The organism is Streptomyces sp. NPDC055400 (assembly GCF_053644375.1).
Genome location: NZ_JBSHLM010000017.1, coordinates 17909 through 40881 on the forward strand (window position 1 = coordinate 17909; position 22973 = coordinate 40881).

Consider the following 22973-nt stretch of genomic DNA (forward strand, 5'->3'; position numbering starts at 1 on the left):
GAGCCGTCCGATGTGCGCCCCACGGTTACCCGTGGCGGTGCTCCGGTAGTCCTTGGAGCCCCGCCTGTGTACCGTCCGGGGCATTTTTTGTGTTTCGGTGCGGTTGGTACTACGAAACAGACGTTACGCGGCGGTCCGCCAGACCGTCGTGTGGTGCTACCGAGGAGGATCCATCAGCGCCGAGCCCCGCATCAACGACCGGATTCGCGTTCCCGAAGTGCGACTTGTCGGTCCCAGCGGCGAGCAGGTCGGGATTGTTCCGCTTGCCAAGGCCCTTGAGCTCGCTCAGGAGTACGACCTCGACCTCGTCGAGGTGGCGGCGACAGCCCGTCCCCCTGTCTGCAAGCTCATGGACTACGGGAAGTTCAAGTACGAGTCGGCCATGAAGGCCCGTGAGGCGCGCAAGAACCAGGCGCACACGGTCATCAAGGAGATGAAGCTCCGGCCGAAGATCGACCCGCACGACTATGACACCAAGAAGGGTCATGTCGTCCGGTTCCTCAAGCAGGGCGACAAGGTCAAGATCACGATCATGTTCCGTGGTCGCGAGCAGTCCAGGCCGGAACTCGGCTACCGACTGCTGCAGCGTCTCGCTTCGGACGTCGAGGACCTCGGGTTCATCGAGTCGAACCCGAAGCAGGACGGCCGCAACATGATCATGGTTCTGGGTCCTCACAAGAAGAAGACCGAGGCCATGGCCGAGGCTCGTGAGGCCCAGGAGGCCCGCAAGGCCGAGCAGAAGGCGCAGCCGACGCACGGCCGCACCCAGCGGGCCAGCGACGACGCCGCGGAGTCCGAGGCCCCGGCCGAGGCGACCGACGAAGCCTCTGCCGAAGAGGCCACGGCCGAGGCTTCCGCCGAGGCCTGATCCGGTCACGTACAGCCCGTACGGACCGGATGCCAATCGATACATCTGGACGTTCCGCATGCCGGTCCGCACCCCGGACCGGCAGGGGAACGCCACTGACGAGGAGAGAACGGCGCTATGCCGAAGAACAAGACGCACAGCGGTGCCAGCAAGCGCTTCAAGATCACCGGCTCCGGCAAGGTGCTCCGTGAGCGCGCCGGCAAGCGCCACCTGCTCGAGCACAAGTCGTCCCGCGTGACGCGCCGCCTCACCGGCACGGTCGAGCTGGCCCCGGGCGACGCCAAGAAGATCAAGAAGCTTCTCGGCAAGTGAGTCCCGGCGCGCAGCAGCGCGCCGGATCTCGGACCGGGACCCAATCGAATTCGGGCCGTGTGAGTCCAACCACGGCCCCGCTACAAGGAGTTAACAAGTGGCACGCGTCAAGCGGGCAGTAAACGCCCACAAGAAGCGTCGGGCGATCCTCGAGGCGGCCAGCGGTTACCGCGGCCAGCGGTCGCGCCTGTACCGCAAGGCCAAGGAGCAGGTCACCCACTCCCTGGTCTACAACTACAACGACCGCAAGAAGCGCAAGGGCGACTTCCGTCAGCTGTGGATCCAGCGCATCAACGCCGCTGCCCGCCAGAACGGCATGACGTACAACCGCCTCATCCAGGGTCTGAAGGCCGCCAACATCGAGGTGGACCGCAAGATCCTCGCCGAGCTGGCCGTCAACGACGCGAACGCGTTCGCCGCGCTCGTCGAGGTTGCGCAGAAGGCCCTTCCGGCCGACGTGAACGCGCCCAAGGCTGCGTGACGCTCCGCGTTTAGCTGGATGCCTTATCGGACCCGCAAGTCATTGGCTTGCGGGTCCGAGTGCGTCCGTTGATCTCTGCGGGTCGTGGGGGCTTGTCGCGCAGTTCCCCGCGCCCCTTTCAGGGGTGCATGTGTCCCGCCCCCTTTCCCCCTTCGAAGGTGAGTTAATGGCCGCCGCCCCCGAGTTGATCTCCCCCAAGTCGCCCCGCGTCGGTGCCGCGCGCCGGCTTGCCAAGCGGAACTTCCGGGGCAAGGAGCGGCTGTTCCTGGCCGAGGGGCCACAGGCCGTGCGGGAGGCCGCCGGGCACGCGGACACCCTCGTCGAGCTGTTCGCGACCCTCGACGCCGCCGAGCGCTACGCCGACATCGTCGCGGAGGCGCGCGACGCCGGCGCCCGGCTGCACCTCGCCGACGAGGACGTCATCGCCGACATCTCGACGACCGTCACCCCGCAGGGCCTCGTCGGTGTCTGCCGCTTCCTGGACACCCCGTTCGAGGACGTCCTCGCCGCCCGCCCCAAGCTCGTCGCGGTCCTCGCCAACGTCCGCGACCCCGGCAACGCCGGCACCGTGCTGCGCTGCGCCGACGCCGCGGGCGCCGACGCCGTCGTCCTGACCGACGCGTCCGTCGACCTGTACAACCCCAAGTCCGTGCGGGCGTCAGTCGGTTCGCTGTTCCATCTGCCGGTCGCCGTCGGCGTACCCGTGGAGCGGGCCGTGCAGGGGCTCAAGGACGCGGGCGTACGCATCCTCGCCGCCGACGGCGCGGGGGAGGACGACCTCGACACCGAGCTCGACCGCGGCACCATGGGCACCCCCACCGCCTGGATCTTCGGCAACGAGGCCTGGGGGCTCCCCGAGGAGACCCGCGAGCTCGCCGACGCCGTCGTGCGCGTGCCGATCCACGGCAAGGCCGAGAGCCTGAACCTCGCCACGGCCGCCGCCGTCTGTTTGTACGCCTCCGCGCGTGCACAGCGAGCCCCCGGAGGGTGCCGTTCCGTCACCCCCAGCTAGTAGTGTGGCGAGCTCGGAGGCCACAGCGCCCTTCCGGGAGGCGGGATACGGGGATATGAACGTCGGCACGAGCAGAGCACCGGGGGCACGGGACACCCTGCGCCCGCCCGCGCCCCGACGCGGCCCCGACGACCTCAGCACCCTCGCCGACACCGGCCTCCACCCCGACGACCTGCCCGACGGGCTCGTCATCGCCGACGAGACCGGGCACGTCATCTGCTTCAACGCGGCGGCCGTCCGCATCACCGCCGTCCCCGCCGCCGACGCCCTCGGCCGCCCCCTGGAGCGCGCACTCCCCTTAGAGGATCTCGAAGGCCGCCGCTGGTGGCAGCTGACCGACCCGTACGGCGGCCTCGCCACCCGCTTCGCCCAGCCCGAGCGGAATCTGCTGCTCCCCGGCGGGCGAGAGGTCCTCGTCTCCGCACGCTATGTCCGCACGGCGCCCACCGGACCCGTCCGCCGCGTCGTCGTCTCCCTCCGCGACACGGAGGCGCGACGCCGCACTGAGCGCAGCCACGCCGAGCTGATCGCGACCGTCGCCCACGAGCTGCGCTCGCCCCTCACCTCGGTGAAGGGCTTCACCGCGACCTTGCTCGCGAAGTGGGAGCGGTTCACCGACGACCAGAAGAAGCTCATGCTGGAGACCGTCGACGCCGACGCGAACCGTGTCACACGGCTCATCGCCGAGCTCCTCGACATCTCCCGCATCGACTCCGGCCGCCTCGAAGTGCGCCGCCAGCCCGTCGACATCGGCGCCGCCGTGGCCCGCCACATCCAGGCCCACGTCGCCTCAGGGCAGCCGGCCGACCGCTTCCTCGTCCGGGTGGAACAGCCGTTGCCCGACCTCTGGGCCGACCCGGACAAGGTCGACCAGGTGCTCAGCAACCTCCTGGAAAATGCCGTGCGCCACGGCGAGGGAACGGTCACCATCGACGTCATGCCCTCGGCATCACCCCGCGAGCGGGAGTGCGCCGGCACGTCGGTCACCGTGAGCGACGAGGGGCCCGGCATCCCGGAGGAGTCCATGAACCGCGTCTTCACCCGCTTCTGGCGGGGCAGCAAGCGCGGCGGCACCGGACTCGGCCTGTACATCGTCAAGGGCATCGTCGAGGCCCACGGCGGAACGATCACGGTTGGCCGCGGACCCGGCGGCGGCGCCCAGTTCCGATTTATGTTGCCCGTGGGGGCTCCGGCGTATCTGAACGCCTGAGCGGGCCCCCACGGGCACCTCGGCACACCACACCCCCGTTAGACTCGGTCTTTGGCACTTTGCGTCCCAATCCTGAGACGAATCGTCTCCGAGTCGTGGACGGGGACCATCCGCCAAACCAACCGGAAGCACGGGAAGAGATGTCGGCACCGAATAAGTCGTACGACCCTGTTGAGGTCGAGGCCTTGAAACCGGAAGAGATCGAGCGCATGCGGGACGAGGCGCTCGCCGCCTTCGCGGCCGCGCAGTCCCTCGGCGCGCTCCAGGAGGCCAAGGTCGCCCACACCGGCGGCACCTCGCCCCTGTCGCTCGCCAACCGCGAGATCGGCGCCCTGCCCCCGCAGGCCAAGGCCGAGGCCGGCAAGCGCGTCGGCATGGCCCGCGGCGCCGTCAGCAAGGCCCTCGCCGCCCGCCAGTCGGAGCTCGAGGCCGAGCGCGACGCGCGCGTCCTGGTCGAGGAGGCCGTGGACGTCACGCTGCCCTACGACCGGACCCCGGCCGGCGCCCGCCACCCCCTGACCACGCTCTCGGAGCGCATCGAGGACGTCTTCGTGGCCATGGGCTACGAGGTCGCCGAGGGCCCCGAGGTCGAGGCGGAGTGGTTCAACTTCGACGCCCTGAACATCGGCCCCGACCACCCCGCGCGCGGGATGCAGGACACGTTCTTCGTCGAGGGCCCCAAGGGCCGCGAGACGGAGTCGAACGTCGTCCTGCGCACCCACACGTCCCCCGTGCAGATCCGGTCCATGCTCGACCGCGAGCCGCCGGTCTACGTGATCTGCCCGGGCCGCGTCTACCGCTCCGACGAGCTGGACGCCACGCACACCCCGGTGTTCATGCAGGTCGAGCTGCTCGCCGTCGACGAGGGCCTGACGATGTCGGACCTCAAGGGCACCCTCGACCACATGGTCCAGGCGCTCTTCGGTGAGGGCATGAAGACCCGCCTGCGGCCGAACTTCTTCCCGTTCACCGAGCCGTCCGCCGAGATGGACATGGTCTGCTACGTGTGCCGCGGCGAGTCCGTCGGCAACCCGGACCGGCCGTGCCGCACCTGCTCCTCCGAGGGCTGGATCGAGCTCGGCGGCTGCGGCATGGTCAACCCCAAGGTGCTGACCGCGGCGGGCATCGACCCCGAGAAGTACAGCGGATTCGCCTTCGGGTTCGGCATCGAGCGGATGCTGATGTTCCGCCACAACGTCGAAGACATGCGAGACATGGTCGAGGGTGACATCCGGTTCACCCGGCCGTTCGGGATGGAGATCTGATGCGTATCCCGCTTTCCTGGCTGCGGGAGTACGTCGATCTCCCCGCCACCGAGACCGGCCGTGACCTGCAGGAGAAGCTCGTCGCCACCGGCCTCGAGGTCGAGACCGTCGAGCAGCTCGGCGCCGGCCTCAAGGGCCCCCTCGTCGTCGGTCAGGTCCTGACCATCGAGGAGCTGGAGGGCTTCAAGAAGCCCATCCGCTTCTGCACCGTCGACGTCGGCCAGGCCAATGGCACCGGCGAGCCGCAGGAGATCGTCTGCGGCGCCCGTAACTTCGCCGTCGGCGACAAGGTCGTCGTGGTCCTGCCCGGCGCCGTGCTGCCCGGCGACTTCGCGATCGCCGCGCGCAAGACGTACGGCCGGACCTCGCACGGCATGATCTGCTCCGGCGACGAGCTGGGTATGGGGGACGACGGCTCCGGTGGCATCATCGTCCTGCCGCCCGAGCACGAGGTCGGCACCGACGCGATCGAGCTTCTCGAGCTCGTCGACGAGGTCCTCGACATCGCCGTCACCGCCAACCGCGGCGACTGCCTGTCCCTGCGCGGCGTCGCCCGCGAGGCCGCCATCGCGTACGGCCTGCCGCTGCGCGACCCGGCGCTCATCGACGTGCCCGCGCCGAACGCGAACGGGTACCCGGTCCAGATCTCCGAGCCGGCCGGCTGTGACCGCTTCACCGCGCGCACCGTCACCGGTCTGAGCCCCGAGGCCCGCTCCCCGATCTGGCTCCAGCGCCGGCTGCAGAAGGCGGGCATGCGCCCGATCTCGCTCGCCGTCGACATCACCAACTACGTGATGCTGGAGCTCGGGCAGCCCCTGCACGCCTACGACCGCTCCCTCGTCCAGGGCACGATCGGCGTGCGCCGGGCCGAGCAGGGCGAGAAGCTCGTCACCCTCGACGGCGCCAAGCGCGTGCTCGACGCCGAGGACCTGGTGATCACTGACGACCGCGGCCCCATCGGCCTCGCGGGCGTCATGGGCGGCGCCAACACCGAGATCGCCGACCACGACGCCGACGCCGGGACCGCCGACGTCGTCATCGAGGCCGCGCACTTCGACCCCGTCTCGATCGCCCGCACCGCGCGCCGCCACAAGCTGTCCTCCGAGGCGTCCAAGCGCTTCGAGCGCGGCGTCGACCCGGAAGCCGCGTCCGCCGCGGCCCAGCGCACCGTGGACCTGCTCGTGCTCCTCGCGGGCGGCACCGCCGACCCCGGCGTCACCGAGGTCATCGCGCCCTCCGCACCGCACACCATCACGCTGCCGGCGGACCACCCCGACCAGGTCGCGGGCGTCACGTACGGCCGCGAGACCGTCGTGCGCCGCCTCCAGCAGGTCGGCTGCGACGTCTACGGCCAGGACAACCTGACGGTCACCGTGCCGTCGTGGCGTCCCGACCTGAGGGAGCCGAACGACCTGGCCGAAGAGGTCATCCGGCTCGAGGGCTACGAGAACCTGCCCTCGACGCTGCCGAGGCTCCCGGCGGGCCGCGGCCTCACCGAGCGCCAGCGCCTGCACCGCCGCGCCGGCCGCGCCCTGGCCGGTGCCGGTTACGTCGAGGCGCTGAACTACCCGTTCATCAGCGACGAGACGCTCGGCAAGCTCGGCATCGAGCAGGACGACCCGCGCCGCACCACGGTCAAGCTGGTCAACCCGCTCTCCGACGAGGAGCCCGCGCTCCGCACGACGCTGCTGCCGGGCCTCCTGGAGGCGCTGCGCCGCAACGACGGCCGCGGCTCGCACGACCTGGCGCTGTTCGAGACCGGTCTGGTCTTCCGGCCGACCGGTGACGAGCCGCAGGCCGTCCGGCTGCCGATCGACCGGCGTCCCACCGACGAGGAGATCGCCGGCCTCGACGCCGCGCTGCCGCGTCAGCCCCGCCACGCCGCGGTCGTCCTCACGGGCGCCCGCGAGCGGGCCGGCTGGTGGGGCAACGGCCGCCCGGCCGACTGGGCGGACGCCGTCGAGGCGGCCCGCACCATCGCCCGCGAGGCCGGTGTCGAGCTGATCGTGCGCGGCGACCAGCACGCGCCCTGGCACCCGGGCCGGTGCGCCGCACTGTTCGCCGTGGTGGACGGCGCGGAGACGCTCGTCGGCCACGCCGGTGAGCTGCACCCGCGCGTCATCAAGGCGCTGCACCTGCCTGAGCGCAGCTGCGCCATGGAGGTCGACCTCGACCGCATCGAGCGGGCCGGCACCGGCGCGCTCCAGGCGCCGCGGATCTCCACGTTCCCCGTGGCCACGCAGGACGTCGCGCTCGTCGTCGACGCCACCGTGCCGGCCGCCGACGTGGAGCAGGCACTGCGCGAGGGGGCTGGTGAACTCCTCGAGTCCCTCCGCCTGTTCGACGTGTTCACGGGCGAGCAGCTCGGTGAGGGCCGCAAGTCCCTCGCCTACGCGCTGCGCTTCCGTGCCGGCGACCGCACGCTGACCGTCGACGAGGCCTCCGCGGCCCGCGACGCGGCGGTGGCGCTGGCCGCTGAGCGGACCGGGGCGGTGCTGCGCGGAGCCTAGGCTCCGCAGGTTGTAGCGGTTCCACCGTTCGTGGCGGGGAGCTGCGCGTCATCGGCTGCGGGGCTTCCGTGGCTTGTCGCGCAGTTCCCCGCGCCCCTTTCGGGGCGCATAAGTGCACCCTCCCGTAAGACTCCTCACTCGTTCGGGTGGCAAGTGGTGGGGATCTGGTTCTCTCTGGGCAGGCGGTCGGCAGAATCATTGCGGCCGCAGGGCCGACCGCGCTGAACAGGGCCTTAGGGAGGCCGTCGGCATGATCCGTAACCATCCGAGGACGCCCTCCCGACCACCCCGCACCTCCTTCAGATCCCGGCTCACCCGCTCCCGCTCCCTTCGCGTACGCCGCGCGCTCGATCTGGCGCTGCCCACGGCCTGGGGCGCCGTGGCGATCACCTTCAAGCTGGCCTGCCCGCTCGCGCAGCAGACCGGACTCGGGGCGCGCATCGCGTCGAGCGCCGTCTTCTTCGCCGTCGGCACGGGTCTGATCCTCCATGTGCGGCGCCGCCTCCAGCGCGAACTGCGGCAGCTGCGCAGGATCGCGGGGGCCGCACAGAACGTGCTGCTGCGCCCGCTGCCGCCCCGCATCGACGGTCTGGCGATCGCGGCGGGACAGCTCTCGGCCGACCGGGGCGCCGCCGTGGGCGGCGACCTCTACGAGGTCATCGCCACCGACCACGGCGTGCGGGTCATCATGGGGGACGTCCGCGGGCACGGACTCGCCGCCCTCGCGACCGTCGCCGCCGTCCTCGGCAGCTTCCGCGAGGCCGCGCACGACGAGGCCGAACTGGCCTGTGTACTGAGACGGCTCGAGCGGGCCATGGCCCGGCATCTGCGTGAGCGCTCGCGGGACGAACACCCCGCGGCCGGCGGCGCCGACCCCGTCAGTCCGGTCGCGGAGGAGTTCGTCACCGTACTGCTCCTGGAGATCCGGCAGGACGGGGAGGTGCTCGCGCTCAACTGCGGGCACCCGTGGCCGTATCTGCTGCGCAGCCACGTGGGTCCCGCGGCTGTTCCGAGTGGCTACGCGGAGCCGGTCATGGGCGGTGAACCCCTGCCACCGCTCGGCCCGTTCCCGCTCCCGGCCGAGCTGCCCGTCGTGGCGTGCGGGCGGCTCCTCCCGGGGGAGGGGCTGCTGCTCCACACCGACGGGCTCGAGGACGCCCGGGACGCGCGCGGCCGGTTCTTCCCGCTGCCCGCCGCGCTCGCCGAGGCCGTGCGCGTCCAGCCGGTCGTCCCCCAGGCCGTCATCCGTGCCGTGTACGCCCAACTCCTGCGCCACACGGGCGGGTTGCCGGCCGACGACGCCGCGCTCCTCGTCCTGCGCAACGACCGCAGGGGAGTTCCCTTGCAGCACGGGGAGCCCCGCGTCCACAGCGCTGCCAAGTGAGCGTGCCACCGTGTGATCCGACCCCAGGGGTCCCGCCCCCCGGGGCGCGCCGTCCGCCCGGCCACGGAGTTGTCGGGCAGGCAGCCGGCCGGACGGCGCGAAACGGGCCGCCGCACTGTACGAGGGGGAGCCGGCGGCCCGGCCGGCCTCTTGCGAGGCAGTTCAGTCAATCGAGTTGCATCACGCCACAAAAGAGTGCGCAACACCCGGATTCGGGCACTCCGTTCACACCCCGTGTGAAGCCCGCTCCACTACGCTGACGGCACCGAGCCACCGGAGGGCCTCCATGCAGCCCAACACCTTGCTCGACGCGATCCTCGACGAGGCCGGGATCTCCCATGCTGGCCTCGCCGCACACGTGAACCAGGCGGGCCGTGCCAGAGGACTCGCCCTGCGCTACGAACACACCGCCGTCGCACGGTGGTTGAAGGGCCAGCGGCCACGCGGCCAGGTGTCCGACCTCATCTGCGAGGTCCTCGCCGCCCGCCTGCACCGCCCTGTCACCCTCGACGACATCGGCCTGGGCGTGCCCGGCGAACCGGCCACCCCGCACGGCCAGAGCCTGTCCGGATTCGTCGAGCGGGCCACCGCCCTGTGGCGCTCGGACGAACAGCAACGGCCCCACATACTGGGCGCCCCCGCCGTCACCGGGACCCCTGCCGTGATGCCCGTATGGGAGTGGGAGAACCCGCCCGAGGACACCGATGTGTCACGCGGCGGACGTCACCGGGTCAGCGCCGCCGACCTGGAGATGATGCGCTCGGCCCGCACGCACTACGAGCAGATGTACCGCAAGGCCGGCGGCATCGCGACGCGCACCCGCATCGTCGGCTTCCTCAACACGGAGGCGGCGCCCCTGCTGCGCGGCAGCTACACCGACGAGACGGGCCGCCAACTGCACCGCGCCACCGGCGGCCTGGTCGCGATCGCGGGCATCTGCGCCTACGACTCCGACGCGCACGGCCTCGCCCAGCGCTACTTCCACCAGGCGCTGCGCCTCGCCAAGGCGAGCGGTGACCGCGGGCTCGGCGCCTATGTCATCGCCCTCCTGGTCAACCAGTCGCTCCACATGCGGCAGTACCGGCAGTCGGTGGCCTTCGCCGAGGCCGCGCTGCGGGCCGCGGGACGGCACATCACGCCCGCGCTCGCCTCGGATCTGTACGCGATGCAGGCCAAGGCGTACGCGCACCTCGGCGACGGCACCAGTGCCCTGTCCTGCATCCGGCGTGCGGAGTCGGCCGCCGACCGCATCCGGCGCGGCCACGAACCGGACGAGACGGGCTATGTCCAGCCCGGACTCGTCAACGTGCAGGTGGCGGAGGCCCTGTTGAGCCTCGGCGACCTCAGCTCGGCGTGCGAGCACGCGGCGGCGGCCGTGCACAACCCCGCCCACGACCGGGGGCGGGTGCACCGCCTCGCCATGCTCAGCCAGATCGAGCTGAGACAGGGAAACGCCGAGAAGGCCGTCGCGATCGCCGTGGAGATGGCGGAACAGGCCCGGGGAATGGAGTCGCAGCGGCTGCGCGACAGACTCCGGGCGGTACGTGAACACCTGGTGCGCAACGGCTGCGCCGGCACCGCCGAGGCGGCCGAACTCATCGACGGGGCACTGCGCGTACCGCTCTGAGCCCGACCTGCACGGCTCTCTCACGCTCCGCTGCTGCGATATTGCCATCTAACTCGGCGGAAGGTGGCAGAACCGTGCAGTGGACGAAACAGAACGAACAAACTGTGTATGAAAACCGCTGGTTCCGGGTCAATCTCGCGGATGTCGAGCTCCCGGACGGCCGGCACCTCGACCACTTCGTCATACGGCTGCGGCCGGTCGCCGTGGCGACCGTGGTCAATCAGGCCAACGAGGTGCTGCTCCTGTGGCGGCACCGCTTCATCACCGACAGCTGGGGCTGGGAGCTCCCGGCGGGGGTGGTCGAGGACGGCGAGGACATCGCCGCAGCGGCCGCCAGGGAACTGGAGGAGGAGACCGGCTGGCGGCCGGGACCCTTACGCCATCTGATGAGCGTGGAGCCGTCCAACGGTCTCGAGGACGCCAGGCACCACGTCTACTGGGCCGAGGAAGGTTCGTACGTCGGCCATCCCGAGGACGACTTCGAGTCGGACCGCCGGGAGTGGGTCCCTCTCAAGCTCGTCCCCGACATGGTCGCCCGCGGCGAGGTCCCGGCCGCCAACATGGCGGCCGCACTGCTGATGCTGCACCATCTCAGGCTGGGGCAGGACGCCCCGGCCTGATCCGGAAGAAGGGCGCTAGCGTCCGAACGCCTGCCAGACGGCAAGGCCGAGGGCGCCGGCCGCGGTGATCGCGGCGACGGCCTGCAGCGGCCATCGGGTGTGCTCGAGCGCGGCGACCCGAGTGCTCAGATCGTCCTGATCCTTGACGCTCTGTTCATCGCGCTGGGTGAGCAGCGCCAGCCTGCCGTCGACGCGGGCGAGACCCACATCGAGGCTGCGGCGTAACTCCGCGAGTTCTTCCGGGACCACGGGACGCTCGGGGTCGGCGGTCACGGGTCGGCTCCTTTCCGTAGTGGGCAGATCCGTTGTCCTGCGCACGGAAAGTCAACTCGCCTGGTGGGTACGGCGGGAGAGTGTGCGATGGGCATATGCGGGCCCGGTGCGCACACGGTGTGCGAATGGTTCGGGCCCGGCACTCCGAAGAGCGCCGGGCCCGAACTTTCGATTACGCAGAGTCAGCGCGGCGTCGAACCGCGCGTGACCACGAGGACGTGCGCGATCACGAGTACTGGTAGAAACCCGAGCCCGTCTTGCGGCCGAGACGGCCCGCGTCGACCATCCGCTGGAGCAGCGGGGGAGCGGCGTACAGGGGCTCTTTGAACTCCGCGTACATCGAGTCGGCGACCGAGGCGACCGTGTCGAGGCCGATGAGGTCGGCGAGCTTGAGCGGGCCCATGGGGTGGGCGCAGCCGAGCTCCATGCCGTTGTCGATGTCCTCGCGGCTGGCGATGCCCGACTCGAACATCCGGATCGCGGAGAGCAGGTACGGGATCAGCAGCGCGTTGACCACGAAGCCGGAGCGGTCCTGGGCGCGGATCGCGTGCTTGCCGAGGACCTTCTCGACCAGGGCCTGGGCGCGGCTGATCGTGCCCTCGGAGGTGGTGAGGGCCGGGATCAGCTCGACGAGCTTCTGCACGGGCGCCGGGTTGAAGAAGTGGATACCGATGACGTGATCGGGGCGCGAGGTCGCCACGGCCAGCTTGACCAGCGGGATCGAGGAGGTGTTGGACGCCAGGATGGCGTCCTGCCGGGTGACGACCTGGTCGAGCACCTGGAAGATCTCGGTCTTGACCTGCTCGTTCTCGACGACGGCCTCGATGACGAGGTCCCGGTCGGAGAACTCCCCGAGGTCGGTGGTGAAGCTGAGGCGGTCCTGGGTCTCGGCCAGCTCCTCCGCACTGATCTTGCCGCGCTCGGCCGCCTTGGAGAGGGAGTTGTGCAGCCGTGTGCGGCCGATCTCCAGGGCCTCACCGGTGGTCTCCGCCACCATGACGTCCAGACCGGCGCGGGCGCAGACCTCCGCGATCCCCGCTCCCATCTGGCCGCAGCCCACCACTCCGACGCGCTGGATGTCCCCCATAGGGTCGGTCACCTCGTGCCTTTCGCTGTTCTCCGGCCGGCAGGACTCCCGGGTTCCGGCGCCTGCCTCGGCCCTGCACGTTACTCGGAACCTCCCGTACACGGCGGGCCGGGTCGGGCACACTGTCCCCAGTGCGGCCCGGCGAGGCCGGGACTGTTGGCCAGGGGGTGCGCGGATGAGGCATTTGTCACGCAGGGGCTTCGCGGTCGCGGCGGCGGCCGCGCTGACCGGGCTCGCCGCCGGGGACGCGGCCGCCGCCGGGTCCGGCCACGCTCCGGTGGCGGCCGACATGCGGGGCATGTGGCTGGCGACGGTGGCCAACCGCGACTGGCCGTCGAAGCCGGGCCTGAGCGCCGCCCAGCAGCGTGCGGAGCTCATCGCCCACCTCGACACGGCGGTGGGCCGGCACCTGAACGCCGTGGTCTTCCAGGTGCGGCCGACGGCCGACGCGCTCTGGCCCTCCCTGTACGAGCCCTGGTCGGGCGTCCTCACCGGAGTGCAGGGCGAGGATCCGGGCTGGGACCCGCTCGGCACGGCCGTCGCGGAGGCGCACCGGCGCGGGCTCGAACTGCACGCCTGGTTCAACCCCTACCGCATCGCGAACCACACGGACCTCTCCCGCCTCGTGCCCACGCACCCGGCCCGCCTGCACCCCGACTGGGTCGTCCCCTACGGCGGGAAGCTCTACTACAACCCGGGCCTGCCCGAGGTGCGCGCGTTCGTCCAGGACGCGATGCTCGACGCCGTGGGCCGCTACGACATCGACGCAGTGCACTGGGACGACTACTTCTACCCGTATCCGGTCGCGGGCCAGGTCTTCGACGACGACGCGGCCTACGCGGCGCACGGCGGGAACTTCCCCGACCGGGCCTCATGGCGGCGCGACAACACCGACCGGCTCGTGCGCGAGATGGCCGCGAACGTGAAGCGGATCAGACCGCGCGCCCAGTTCGGCATCAGCCCCTTCGGGGTGTGGCGCAACGCGGCGACGGACCCGCTCGGCTCGGACACGCGGGCCGGGGTGCAGACGTACGACGACCTGCACGCCGACACCCGTAAGTGGGTGCGCGAGCACTGGATCGACTACATCTGCCCACAGCTCTACTGGAACATCGGCTTCGCCGCCGCGGACTACGCGAAGCTCGTGCCCTGGTGGTCGGACGTCGCACGCGGGACGGGGGTGCGCCTCTACGCGGGCGAGGCGCTCTACAAGGCGGGCGATCCGGCCCAGCCCGCCGAGTGGCAGGATCCGGCCGAACTCTCCCGCCACCTCACCTTCGCCGAGCGCTATCCGCAGGTGAACGGACATGTGTTCTTCTCGGCGAAGGAGGTGGGCGCCGACCGGATCGGTGCCATGGCCCGCGTGGTCGAGGACCACTACTGAGAGGGCCAGGTGTGACTAGGGGGCCGGCTCCTCGTGCTGCACGACGGAGTCGGGACCCGGTGACATCACCGCCTCGTGGCCGTCCTGGAAGCGGACCCTGAACGGCGGCTCGCCGTCGTGGCCCATGATTTCGACGATTTCCGCGACCCGGTCGTGCTCGCCCACGGTCCTGCCGTGCACCCGCAGATGGTCGCCCTTGGTGGCACGCATCGTGAGTGACCTCCTCGTCCGTCGTCGGCCCGTATCTCAAGAGTAGGACCGGGTCCCGTTGTTGGAGACCCTCAGCCGCGTGAGCGTTGGGTTACCGCGATGCACACGAGAACGGCCGCCGCGGTCAGGGGCGCGGCGGGGGAGAGGTGCTCGCCGAGCAGGAACACCGACCACACCAGGGTGAGCAGCGGCTGGGCCAGCTGGAGCTGGCTCGCCTTGGGGATACCGATCACCGCCATGCCGCGGTACCAGACGACCAGGCCGAGGAACTGTGAGCCCACGGCCACCCAGAGCAGCCCCGCGACGGCGTGCCCCGTCAGGTGCAGCGGCTCGTGGCTCAGCGCGACGACGGCCCCCGCCACGGCGAGCGGCAGGCACATCACGAGCGCCCAGGCGATGACCTGCCAGCCCGGCATGACGCGGGCCAGGCGGCCGCCCTCCGTATAGCCGGCGGCGCAGATGAGGAGCGCGCCGAAGAGGTACAGGTCGGCGGTGGTGAGCGTGCCGCCGCTCTGCTGCACGGTGAAGGCGATCACCGCGGCGGCGCCCGCACAGGCCGCGATCCAGAAGCCGCGCGAGGGCCGCGCGCCGGTGCGCAGCGCCGAGAGCAGCGCGGTCGTCAGGGGCAGCAGGCCGACGACGACGGCGGAGTGCGCGGTGGTGGCCGTCTCCAGGGCGAGCGTCGTGAGCAGCGGGAACCCGAGCACGACGCCCGCGCCGACGACGGCGAGAGAGGCCCAGTGCCGCCGCTGGGGTACGGGGACGCGCAGCGCGAGCAGACAGGAGCCGGCGATCACGGCGGCGAGGACGCTCCGCACGGTGACGAGGCTCCAGGGCCCGAAACCTTCGAGCCCCCAGGCGGTGGCGGGGAAGGTGAGCGAGAAGGCGGTGACGCCGAGCGCGGCGAGCACGGTCCCGCCACGGATCGCCTTCGGCGTGAGAGGGGTGGGGGCGGGACGTGGTGAGGGGCCCGGCGCGGGGGCCGCGCTGACGTCAACTGCTATCCCTGTGGCGGCAGTAGCGCTATTCTCGGTGCTCATGCATGAGCGTAGCAGTGTGGGTGAGCTGGCGGAACGGCTGCGAGGGGAGCTGAACCGCTACTCTCCAGGAGGAAAGCTGCCGTCCAGCCGGGCCCTCGTCGAGCGGTTCCGGGTGAGCCCGGTGACCGTGTCGCGCGCGCTCGCGCAGCTCGCCGCGGAGGGGCTCGTCGTGACGCGTCCGGGAGCCGGGGCGTTCCGCGCGGAGCCCCGTGCCGCGTCGCAGCCCGCCGGTGACACCTCCTGGCAGGCGCTCGCGCTGAGCGCCGACTCCGCGACCGAGCTGGTGCCGCGGGCCGTGGACGCCTCCGGAGTCCTGGTCACGCTCTCCGCCCCGCCACCGGGAGTCGTCGAGTTCAACGGCGGCTATCTGCACCCCTCGCTCCAGCCGGAACGCGCCATGGCCGCAGCCCTCGCCCGCGCGGGCCGCCGCCCCGGCGCGTGGGGGCGGCCCCCGGTCGACGGCATACCCGAGCTCCGCGAGTGGTTCGCGCGCGGTATCGGCGGCGCCATCACCGCGGCCGAGGTACTGATCGCGTCCGGCGGCCAGTCCGCCCTGGCCACCGCCCTGCGCGCCCTCGCCCCGCCCGGCGCCCCCGTCCTCGTCGAGTCACCCACGTATCCGGGCATGCTGGCGATCGCGCGCGCGGCCGGGCTGCGGCCCGTGCCCGTGCCGGTCGACACGGACGGGGTGCGTCCGGAGCTGCTCGCCGAGGCGTTCCGGGCGACGGGCGCGCGTGTGTTCGTGTGCCAGCCGCTGTTCCAGAACCCGACCGGCGCGGTCCTGTCCGCACGGCGGCGCCCCGAGGTGCTGCGGATCGCGCGCGAGGCCGGGGCGTTCGTCGTCGAGGACGATTTCGTGCGCCGCCTCGTCCACGAGGACGCGGGACCGCTGCCCAGGCCGCTGGCCACCGACGACCACGACGGGGTGGTCGTCCATGTCTGTTCCCTGACCAAGGCGACCTCGCCGAGCTTCCGCATCGGCTGCCTCGCCGCGCGCGGCCCCGTCCTCGAGCGGCTGCGCGCGATTCAGGTCGTCGACCACTTCTTCGTGCCGCGCCCGCTCCAGGAGGCCGCCCTCGAACTGGTCGGCTCACCGGCCTGGCCGCGCCACCTGCGTACCGTGGCCGCCCACTTGAAGGTGCGCCGGGACACGATGACGGCGGCCCTGCGCACCACCCTGCCCGAACTCACCGTGGGGCACGTGCCGTCGGGCGGCTATCTGCTGTGGCCGCGGCTGCCCGACGGCACGGACGAGGCGGCGCTCGTCGCGGGAGCACTGCGTGCGGGCGTCGCCGTCGCGCCCGGGCGCCCCTACTTCTCCGCCGAGCCCCCGGCCCCGCACATCCGGCTGAGCTTCGCGGCGGTCGCCGGGCCCGCGGAGATCACGGAGGGCGTCCGCCGGCTGCGGGCCGCGTGCGACGAGGTACTGGAGTGAGCGACGACCGGCGCCTGAAACCGGTCGACGGACCCCGGCCCCGCCTGCAAATCTCGCGTCATGACCGACACCCACGCCACAGCGCCCGCACTCCCCGACGGCTACGAGATCTCGGCCGACACCGCCCGCATCGACGCCGACCGCGTGCACCGCTGGCTCTCCACGGACGCCTACTGGGCCATGGACCGCGCCCGCGAACAGCAGGACCGGGCGATCGCCGGATCGCTGAACTTCGGGGTGTACGACTCCGCTTCCGGCTAGCAGGTCGCGTACGCCCGTGTCGTGACCGACCACGCCACCTTCGCCTGGCTCTGCGACGTCTACGTGGACCGGACCGCCCGCGGCAAGAACGTGGGCACCGCGCTCGTCGCCGCCGTCCGCGATCACCTGGAGCCGTTCGGCCTGCGCCGCATCATGCTCGCCACGCGGGACGCGCACGGGGTGTACGAAAAAGTCGGCTTCGCGGCGCTCGCCGAGCCGGAGATCTGGATGGCGCTCACCCTGCGCTGAGCGCGCGGCGGGGCGCATGCGGCTGGCATACGCCCCGTGACCCTTGACCGCAGCCGTGGCACACCCCACGATCACCGCATGCCCGTTCGCGTGACGCTTCTCGCCGCCGCGCGCAGCGCCTCGCTGCTCGCCGAGCGCTTCGACGACGACCGGCCCCTCGACCACACCGGCCGGCACGAGGTGGAGCTGGCCTCGCCCGCGCTGGTGCCGCTCGCCGCGGCGGAGCTGCGCTACTGCGCGCCCACCGCCCGCAGCCGTGGCACCGCCGAGGCGCTGGGCCTCGCGCCCCTGTCCCAGCTCGGCCTGCGTGACTGTGACATGGGCCGCTGGCGCGGGCGCACGCTCGCCGAGGTGACGGCCGTCGAGCCGGGCGCCGTCGACGCGTGGCTGCGCGACCCGCGCTCGGCGCCGCACGGCGGGGAGTCGCTGCTCGCGTTCATATCCCGGGTCGGCGGCTGGCTCGACACGCGGCCGAACGACGACGGCGCGACCGTCGTGGCGGTCGCCGAGCCGGCCGTCGTACGGGCGGCCCTCGTCTACGCGCTCAAGGCGCCCCCGTCGACGTACTGGAACATCGACGTCCGTCCCCTGTCGACCGCCGTCCTGACGGGGAGCGCGGGCCGCTGGAGCGTACGGCTCGACGCCGCGGTCTGATTCGGGCGGTCAGGCCGCCGCCCGCGTGTACTCGGTGGTGAGCACCAGGTCCTTCGCGGGGCCCTTGACCCGCCACTCCATCCGCCAGAGGTCCACTCCCGTCACCTCGAACTCGCCGCGGTAGAGGTCCGCCGCGCAGGGGTGGTCCGCCGTGTGGCGGCCGGTGCGCAGGTCCAGATCGTGGAAGAAGCGGCCGTCGGAGAACCGCACGACGGCCGTGCCCGGGGTGCCGCCCGGCAGGAAGCGAAGGTTGCGCTCGGCGGGCCGGGCGGTGCCGTGCCACACGAAGGTGCCCGCCTCGTGGTGCAGCAGCCCGCCGCCGTCCTCCTCGTACGTGAAGTCGGTGGACCCGGAGAAGGTGCCGACCGCGTCCCCGGCGAGGTCGCGCACCGTCCGCTCGACGTGCCACCGGCCCGCCAGATGGGCCAGCACGTCGGGAACCGGCCAGGCCTCACTCATCTCGTCCCACCCCTCTCGTTGCCCGTGCTCCCCATTTTGCCGTTTGCCGCTGCCGGACACCGCCGCCTGCCTCATCCACCCCGAACACGGCGGCACCGCCATCGCCCCGGCGATCATTCGCATTGCATAAACGTGCATCAGTGCGTATAGTCATGCCATCCAAGAGGAGGGTTCCATGGCGGTACGCGTAGCAGTGGCAGGGGCAAGCGGATACGCGGGCGGAGAGCTGCTGCGTCTGCTGCTCGCTCATCCCAATGTGGAGATCGGCGCCCTGACCGGCAACTCGAACGTGGGGCAGCCCCTCGGCGCGCTGCAGCCGCACCTGGTGCCGCTGGCCGACCGGATCCTCGAGCCGACGACCGCCGAGGTGCTCTCCGGGCACCACGTGGTCTTCCTCGCGCTGCCGCACGGGCAGTCCGCCGCCGTCGCCGAGCAGCTCGGCGAGGACACGCTCGTCGTGGACATGGGCGCCGACTTCCGGCTGAAGGATGAGGGCGACTGGGAGAAGTTCTACGGCAGCGCGCACGCCGGGACCTGGCCCTACGGGCTCCCCGAGCTGCCCGGCGCGCGGGCCGCGCTGGAGGGCACCAAGCGCATCGCGGTGCCCGGCTGCTACCCGACCGCCGTCTCCCTCGCGCTCCTCCCCGCGTACGAGGCCGGGCTCGCCGAGCCGGAGGCCGTGATCGTCGCCGCGTCCGGGACGTCCGGTGCGGGCAAGGCGCCCAAGCCGAACCTGCTCGGTTCCGAGGTCATGGGCTCCATGTCCCCGTACGGCGTGGGCGGCGGCCACCGGCACACCCCGGAGATGATCCAGAACCTGAGCGCCGTCGCCGGTGTACCGGTCTCCGTCTCCTTCACGCCGACGCTGGCCCCGATGCCGCGCGGCATCCTCGCCACGTGCAGCGCCAAGGCGAAGCCGGGCGTGAGCGCCGAGAGCGTACGGGCCGTCTACGAGAAGGCCTTCGCCGACGAGCCGTTCGTGCACCTGCTCCCCCAGGGGCAGTGGCCCTCGACGGGGTCCGTGTACGGCTCGAACGCCGTGCAGGTGCAGGTCGCGTACGACTCGGCGACCGGCCGGATCATCGTGATCAGCGCCATCGACAACCTCACCAAGGGCACCGCGGGCGGCGCCCTCCAGAGCATGAACATCGCCCTCGGTCTGGATGAGACCACGGGGCTTACGACGATCGGAGTCGCGCCGTGAGCGACGCACGCGCGGCCGCCGGGCCGCAGACCGGGGGCACCTCCCAGGCCCTTGAGGCACTGGGGGAGAAAGCCGCGCCGCTGCGCCGCGCGGGCGGAGAAGCGAACAAGGAGTCCCAGTGAGTGTGACGGCAGCCAAGGGATTCACGGCCGCGGGCATCGCCGCCGGGATCAAGCAGAACGGAAACCCGGACCTGGCCCTCGTGGTCAACAACGGGCCCCGCCTGGCCGCCGCGGGCGTCTTCACCTCCAACCGCGTGAAGGCGGCGCCGGTCCTGTGGTCCGAGCAGGTCCTCAAGGGCGGGCTCGTGTCCGCCGTCGTCCTCAACTCCGGTGGCGCCAACGCCTGTACGGGCCCGAAGGGCTTCCAGGACACGCACGCCACGGCGGAGAAGGCCGCGCAGGTGCTCGGCCTCAACGCGGGCGAGGTCGCCGTCGCCTCGACCGGCCTCATCGGCGAACTCCTCCCCATGGACAAGCTCCTGCCCGGCGTCGACACGGCGGCCGCGCAGCTCAGCCCGCACGGCGGTGAGAAGGCCGCCGTCGCCATCAAGACCACCGACTCCGTGCACAAGACCGCGGTGTTCGAGGGCGACGGCTGGACGGTCGGCGGCATGGCCAAGGGCGCGGGCATGCTCGCCCCCGGCCTCGCCACCATGCTCGTCGTCCTGACCACGGACGCCGACGTCGAGGCCGACGTCCTGGACAAGGCCCTGCGGGACGCCACGAAGGTCACCTTCGACCGCGTCGACTCCGACGGCTGCATGTCGACGAACGACACCGTGCTGCTCCTGGCCTCCGGCGCCGCCGAAGTCGCCCCCGAATACGCCGAGTTCGCCGAAGCCGTCCGCACGGTCTGCGACGACCTCGGTCGGCAGCTCATCGGCGACGCCGAGGGCGCCAGCAAGGACATCAGGGTCGACGTCATCAACGCCGCGACCGAGGACGACGCCGTCGAGGTGGGTCGCTCGATCGCCCGTAACAACCTCCTCAAGTGCGCGATCCACGGTGAGGACCCCAACTGGGGCCGGGTGCTGTCCGCGATCGGCACGACGTCCGCCGCCTTCGAGCCCGACCAGCTGAACGTCGCGATCAACGGCGTCTGGGTCTGCAAGAACGGCGGCGTCGGCGAGGACCGCGAGCTCGTCGACATGCGCTACCGGGAGGTCGTCATCACCGCCGACCTGGCGGCCGGCTCCGAGACCGCGACGATCTGGACCAACGACCTGACCGCGGACTACGTCCACGAGAACAGCGCGTACAGCTCATGAGCACGACGCGGAAGCACACCGCGCTGCCCAAGGCGCAGATCCTCATCGAGGCGCTGCCCTGGCTCACCAGGCACCAGGGCAAGACCGTCGTCATCAAGTTCGGCGGCAACGCCATGATCGACGAGGACCTCAAGGCCGCCTTCGCCCAGGACGTCGTCTTCCTGCACCACGCGGGCCTCAGGCCCGTCGTCGTACACGGCGGCGGACCGCAGATCAGCAAGGCCCTCGACCGGCACGGCATCGTCAGCGAGTTCAAGGCGGGCCTGCGGGTCACCACCGAGGACGCGATGGACGTCGTGCGGATGGTCCTGGCCGGCCAGGTGCAGCGCGAGCTCGTCGGGCTCCTCAACGAGCACGGCCCGCTCGCCATCGGCCTCACCGGCGAGGACGCGCACACGATCACCGCCACCAAGCACCAGCCCGAGATCGACGGCGAACTCGTCGACATCGGCCGGGTCGGCGAGATCACCGCGATCGACACCGGCGCCATCGAGGCCCTGCTCGCCGACGGCCGTATCCCGGTCGTCTCCTCGATCGCCCGCTCCCAGGACGACGGACATGTCTACAACGTCAATGCCGATACGGCGGCCGCGGCACTCGCCGCGGCGCTGGACGCCGAGACCCTGATGGTCCTGACCGACGTCGAGGGCCTTTACGAGGACTGGCCGAACTCCGACGAGGTCATCAGCCGGCTCACCGCCACGCAGCTGGAGAAGCTCCTTCCCGAGCTGGCCAGCGGCATGGTCCCGAAGATGGAGGGCTGCCTGCACGCCGTACGCAATGGCGTGACGACCGCCCGCGTCATCGACGGCCGGGTCCCGCACTCGATCCTGCTGGAGATCTTCACCGACGAGGGCATCGGCACGATGGTCGTGCCGGACGCCCCCGAGGCCGCCGACGTACCCACCACCGACGTGCAAGCCATCGACAAGCAGGGGGAGTCATGAGCAACCAGGAGCTGACCGCGCGCTGGCAGGGCGCGCTCATGGACAACTACGGCACGCCCCGGCTGCCCCTCGTCCGCGGCGCGGGCGCCAAGGTGTGGGACGCCGACGGCAAGAGTTACGTCGACTTCGTCGGCGGCATCGCGGTCAACGCCCTCGGCCACGCGCACCCCGCGGTCGTCCAGGCGGTCACCGAGCAGATCGCCTCGCTCGGCCATGTCTCGAACCTCTTCGTCGCCGAGCCGCCCGTCGCGCTCGCCGAACGGCTCCTCCAGCTCTTCGGCCGGTCCGGCCGCGTGTACTTCTGCAACTCGGGCGCCGAGGCCAACGAGGGCGCCTTCAAGATCGGCCGCCTGACGGGCCGTTCGCACATGGTCGCCACGCACGGCGGCTTCCACGGCCGGACCATGGGCTCCCTCGCGCTGACCGGCCAGCCCGGCAAGCAGGAGCCGTTCCTGCCGCTGCCCGGCGACGTCACGCATGTCCCGTACGGGGATGCCGAGGCACTGCGGGCGGTGGTCACGGAAGAGACCGCGCTTGTGATCATCGAGCCGATCCAGGGCGAGAACGGCGTCGTGGTGCCGCCCGCCGGCTACCTCAGGGCGGCCAGGGAGATCACCCGGGCCACCGGCACCCTCCTCGTCCTCGACGAGGTGCAGACCGGCATCGGCAGGACCGGGCACTGGTTCGCGTACCAGGCGGAGGAGGGCATCGACCCCGACATCGTCACGCTCGCCAAGGGTCTCGGCGGCGGACTGCCCATCGGCGCGACCGTCGCGTTCGGCGAGGCGGCCGAGCTGCTCAGGCCCGGTCAGCACGGCACGACGTTCGGCGGGAACCCCGTCGCGTGCGCGGCCGGCCTCGCGGTGCTCGACACCGTCGCGGGCGAGGGCCTCCTGGACAACGTGAAGCGCGCGGAGGCCCGGCTGAGGGACGCGATCGCGTCCCTCAAGCACCCGCTCGTCAGCCATGTAAGGGGCGCCGGGCTCCTCCTGGGTATCGTGCTCACCGAGCCGCTCGCGCCGCAGGTGCAGCAGGCGGCTCAGGACGCCGGCCTCCTGGTGAACGCGCCCGCCCCTGATGTCGTACGGCTCATGCCGCCGCTCAACCTCCACGACGACGAGGTGGACACCTTCCTCCAGGCGCTGCCGGGCGTCCTGGACAAGGCCCTCGAAGGGGCCGACGGGGAAGGACGATCCTGAGGAATGGGACGA

Annotated in this window: 23 protein-coding genes and 1 pseudogene; 19 read left to right on the forward strand and 5 right to left on the reverse strand. The window is 71.6% G+C overall.

What is annotated here, in order from left to right:
• The first annotated feature begins 148 nt into the window (after positions 1-148).
• The 10 genes from infC to ACWIGU_RS35425 all read left to right on the forward strand — a co-directional run bounded on the left by infC (position 149) and on the right by ACWIGU_RS35425 (position 11289).
• Positions 149-868 (forward strand): translation initiation factor IF-3, encoded by a 720-nt coding sequence (infC, locus tag ACWIGU_RS35380; protein WP_356272438.1) that lies wholly within the window; start codon positions 149-151, stop codon positions 866-868.
• A gap of 117 nt (positions 869-985) precedes the next feature.
• On the forward strand, positions 986-1180 hold the full coding sequence (gene rpmI, locus ACWIGU_RS35385; protein WP_100597076.1) for a 50S ribosomal protein L35: 195 nt from the start codon (positions 986-988) through the stop codon (positions 1178-1180).
• Between the two features lie 97 nt (positions 1181-1277).
• The gene (rplT, locus tag ACWIGU_RS35390; RefSeq protein ID WP_037628363.1) at positions 1278-1661 is read left to right on the forward strand and encodes a 50S ribosomal protein L20; all 384 of its coding nucleotides are present in this window, start codon (positions 1278-1280) and stop codon (positions 1659-1661) included.
• Between the two features lie 166 nt (positions 1662-1827).
• Positions 1828-2673 (forward strand): TrmH family RNA methyltransferase, encoded by an 846-nt coding sequence (locus ACWIGU_RS35395; protein WP_454405776.1) that lies wholly within the window; start codon positions 1828-1830, stop codon positions 2671-2673.
• A gap of 55 nt (positions 2674-2728) precedes the next feature.
• Positions 2729-3883 carry an ATP-binding protein gene (locus ACWIGU_RS35400; RefSeq protein ID WP_454405777.1) on the forward strand — a complete coding sequence of 385 codons (1155 nt, stop codon included), beginning with the start codon at positions 2729-2731 and terminating at the stop codon, positions 3881-3883.
• 140 nt (positions 3884-4023) lie between these two features.
• Entirely contained in the window at positions 4024-5148 is a 1125-nt protein-coding gene (gene pheS / locus ACWIGU_RS35405) for a phenylalanine--tRNA ligase subunit alpha (protein ID WP_454405778.1), read from the forward strand.
• On the forward strand, positions 5148-7658 hold the full coding sequence (pheT, locus tag ACWIGU_RS35410; protein ID WP_454405779.1) for a phenylalanine--tRNA ligase subunit beta: 2511 nt from the start codon (positions 5148-5150) through the stop codon (positions 7656-7658). The genes pheS and pheT overlap by 1 nt, the downstream gene beginning before the upstream one ends.
• A gap of 250 nt (positions 7659-7908) precedes the next feature.
• Complete coding sequence (locus tag ACWIGU_RS35415; protein ID WP_454405780.1) at positions 7909-9042, forward strand: PP2C family protein-serine/threonine phosphatase; 1134 nt, start codon at positions 7909-7911, stop codon at positions 9040-9042.
• A 286-nt stretch (positions 9043-9328) separates the two neighbouring features.
• Complete coding sequence (locus tag ACWIGU_RS35420) at positions 9329-10669, forward strand: transcriptional regulator (RefSeq protein ID WP_454405781.1); 1341 nt, start codon at positions 9329-9331, stop codon at positions 10667-10669.
• Between the two features lie 74 nt (positions 10670-10743).
• Complete coding sequence (locus ACWIGU_RS35425) at positions 10744-11289, forward strand: NUDIX domain-containing protein (RefSeq protein WP_356272423.1); 546 nt, start codon at positions 10744-10746, stop codon at positions 11287-11289.
• A gap of 15 nt (positions 11290-11304) precedes the next feature.
• Here ACWIGU_RS35425 and ACWIGU_RS35430 read toward each other — a convergent pair whose 3' ends face one another.
• Both ACWIGU_RS35430 and ACWIGU_RS35435 read right to left on the reverse strand, forming a co-directional pair.
• The gene (locus tag ACWIGU_RS35430; RefSeq protein WP_356272421.1) at positions 11305-11562 is read right to left on the reverse strand and encodes a hypothetical protein; all 258 of its coding nucleotides are present in this window, start codon (positions 11560-11562) and stop codon (positions 11305-11307) included.
• A gap of 226 nt (positions 11563-11788) precedes the next feature.
• The gene (locus ACWIGU_RS35435) at positions 11789-12649 is read right to left on the reverse strand and encodes a 3-hydroxybutyryl-CoA dehydrogenase (protein WP_326776646.1); all 861 of its coding nucleotides are present in this window, start codon (positions 12647-12649) and stop codon (positions 11789-11791) included.
• A gap of 175 nt (positions 12650-12824) precedes the next feature.
• On the opposite strand from ACWIGU_RS35435, the gene ACWIGU_RS35440 reads away from it, so the two are divergent.
• Positions 12825-14033, forward strand: a complete 1209-nt coding sequence (locus ACWIGU_RS35440; RefSeq protein WP_454405783.1) for a glycoside hydrolase family 10 protein — start codon at positions 12825-12827, stop codon at positions 14031-14033.
• A gap of 15 nt (positions 14034-14048) precedes the next feature.
• Here the strand turns inward: ACWIGU_RS35440 and ACWIGU_RS35445 are convergent, their stop codons facing one another.
• Entirely contained in the window at positions 14049-14243 is a 195-nt protein-coding gene (locus ACWIGU_RS35445) for a DUF1918 domain-containing protein (RefSeq protein WP_100597064.1), read from the reverse strand.
• A gap of 71 nt (positions 14244-14314) precedes the next feature.
• Positions 14315-15283, reverse strand: coding sequence for a DMT family transporter (locus ACWIGU_RS35450; protein ID WP_454405784.1), 969 nt, complete (start codon positions 15281-15283; stop codon positions 14315-14317).
• On the opposite strand from ACWIGU_RS35450, the gene ACWIGU_RS35455 reads away from it, so the two are divergent.
• From ACWIGU_RS35455 to ACWIGU_RS35465, 3 genes and pseudogenes are all read left to right on the forward strand, one after another.
• Entirely contained in the window at positions 15282-16718 is a 1437-nt protein-coding gene (locus tag ACWIGU_RS35455; RefSeq protein ID WP_454405785.1) for an aminotransferase-like domain-containing protein, read from the forward strand. The genes ACWIGU_RS35450 and ACWIGU_RS35455 overlap by 2 nt on opposite strands.
• 60 nt (positions 16719-16778) lie before the next feature.
• Positions 16779-17228: pseudogene (locus ACWIGU_RS35460) on the forward strand (GNAT family N-acetyltransferase).
• A gap of 78 nt (positions 17229-17306) precedes the next feature.
• Complete coding sequence (locus ACWIGU_RS35465) at positions 17307-17882, forward strand: histidine phosphatase family protein (protein ID WP_454405786.1); 576 nt, start codon at positions 17307-17309, stop codon at positions 17880-17882.
• Positions 17883-17891: 9 nt separating this feature from the next.
• Here ACWIGU_RS35465 and ACWIGU_RS35470 read toward each other — a convergent pair whose 3' ends face one another.
• Positions 17892-18341, reverse strand: a complete 450-nt coding sequence (locus ACWIGU_RS35470) for a DUF6314 family protein (protein ID WP_454405787.1) — start codon at positions 18339-18341, stop codon at positions 17892-17894.
• A 175-nt stretch (positions 18342-18516) separates the two neighbouring features.
• Here ACWIGU_RS35470 and argC point away from each other — a divergent pair, with 175 nt between their 5' ends.
• From argC to ACWIGU_RS35495, 5 genes are read left to right on the forward strand one after another with little or no spacing between them, the layout of a single operon-like run.
• Positions 18517-19545, forward strand: coding sequence for an N-acetyl-gamma-glutamyl-phosphate reductase (argC, locus tag ACWIGU_RS35475; RefSeq protein WP_454405788.1), 1029 nt, complete (start codon positions 18517-18519; stop codon positions 19543-19545).
• Positions 19542-19667, forward strand: a complete 126-nt coding sequence (locus ACWIGU_RS35480; protein WP_453468523.1) for a hypothetical protein — start codon at positions 19542-19544, stop codon at positions 19665-19667. Before argC ends, ACWIGU_RS35480 begins: the two co-directional genes overlap by 4 nt.
• Positions 19664-20815 carry a bifunctional glutamate N-acetyltransferase/amino-acid acetyltransferase ArgJ gene (argJ, locus tag ACWIGU_RS35485; RefSeq protein WP_454405789.1) on the forward strand — a complete coding sequence of 384 codons (1152 nt, stop codon included), beginning with the start codon at positions 19664-19666 and terminating at the stop codon, positions 20813-20815. The genes ACWIGU_RS35480 and argJ overlap by 4 nt, the downstream gene beginning before the upstream one ends.
• Entirely contained in the window at positions 20812-21762 is a 951-nt protein-coding gene (argB, locus tag ACWIGU_RS35490; protein WP_454405790.1) for an acetylglutamate kinase, read from the forward strand. Before argJ ends, argB begins: the two co-directional genes overlap by 4 nt.
• The gene (locus tag ACWIGU_RS35495; RefSeq protein ID WP_454405791.1) at positions 21759-22961 is read left to right on the forward strand and encodes an acetylornithine transaminase; all 1203 of its coding nucleotides are present in this window, start codon (positions 21759-21761) and stop codon (positions 22959-22961) included. The genes argB and ACWIGU_RS35495 overlap by 4 nt, the downstream gene beginning before the upstream one ends.
• Positions 22962-22973: the final 12 nt, after the last annotated feature.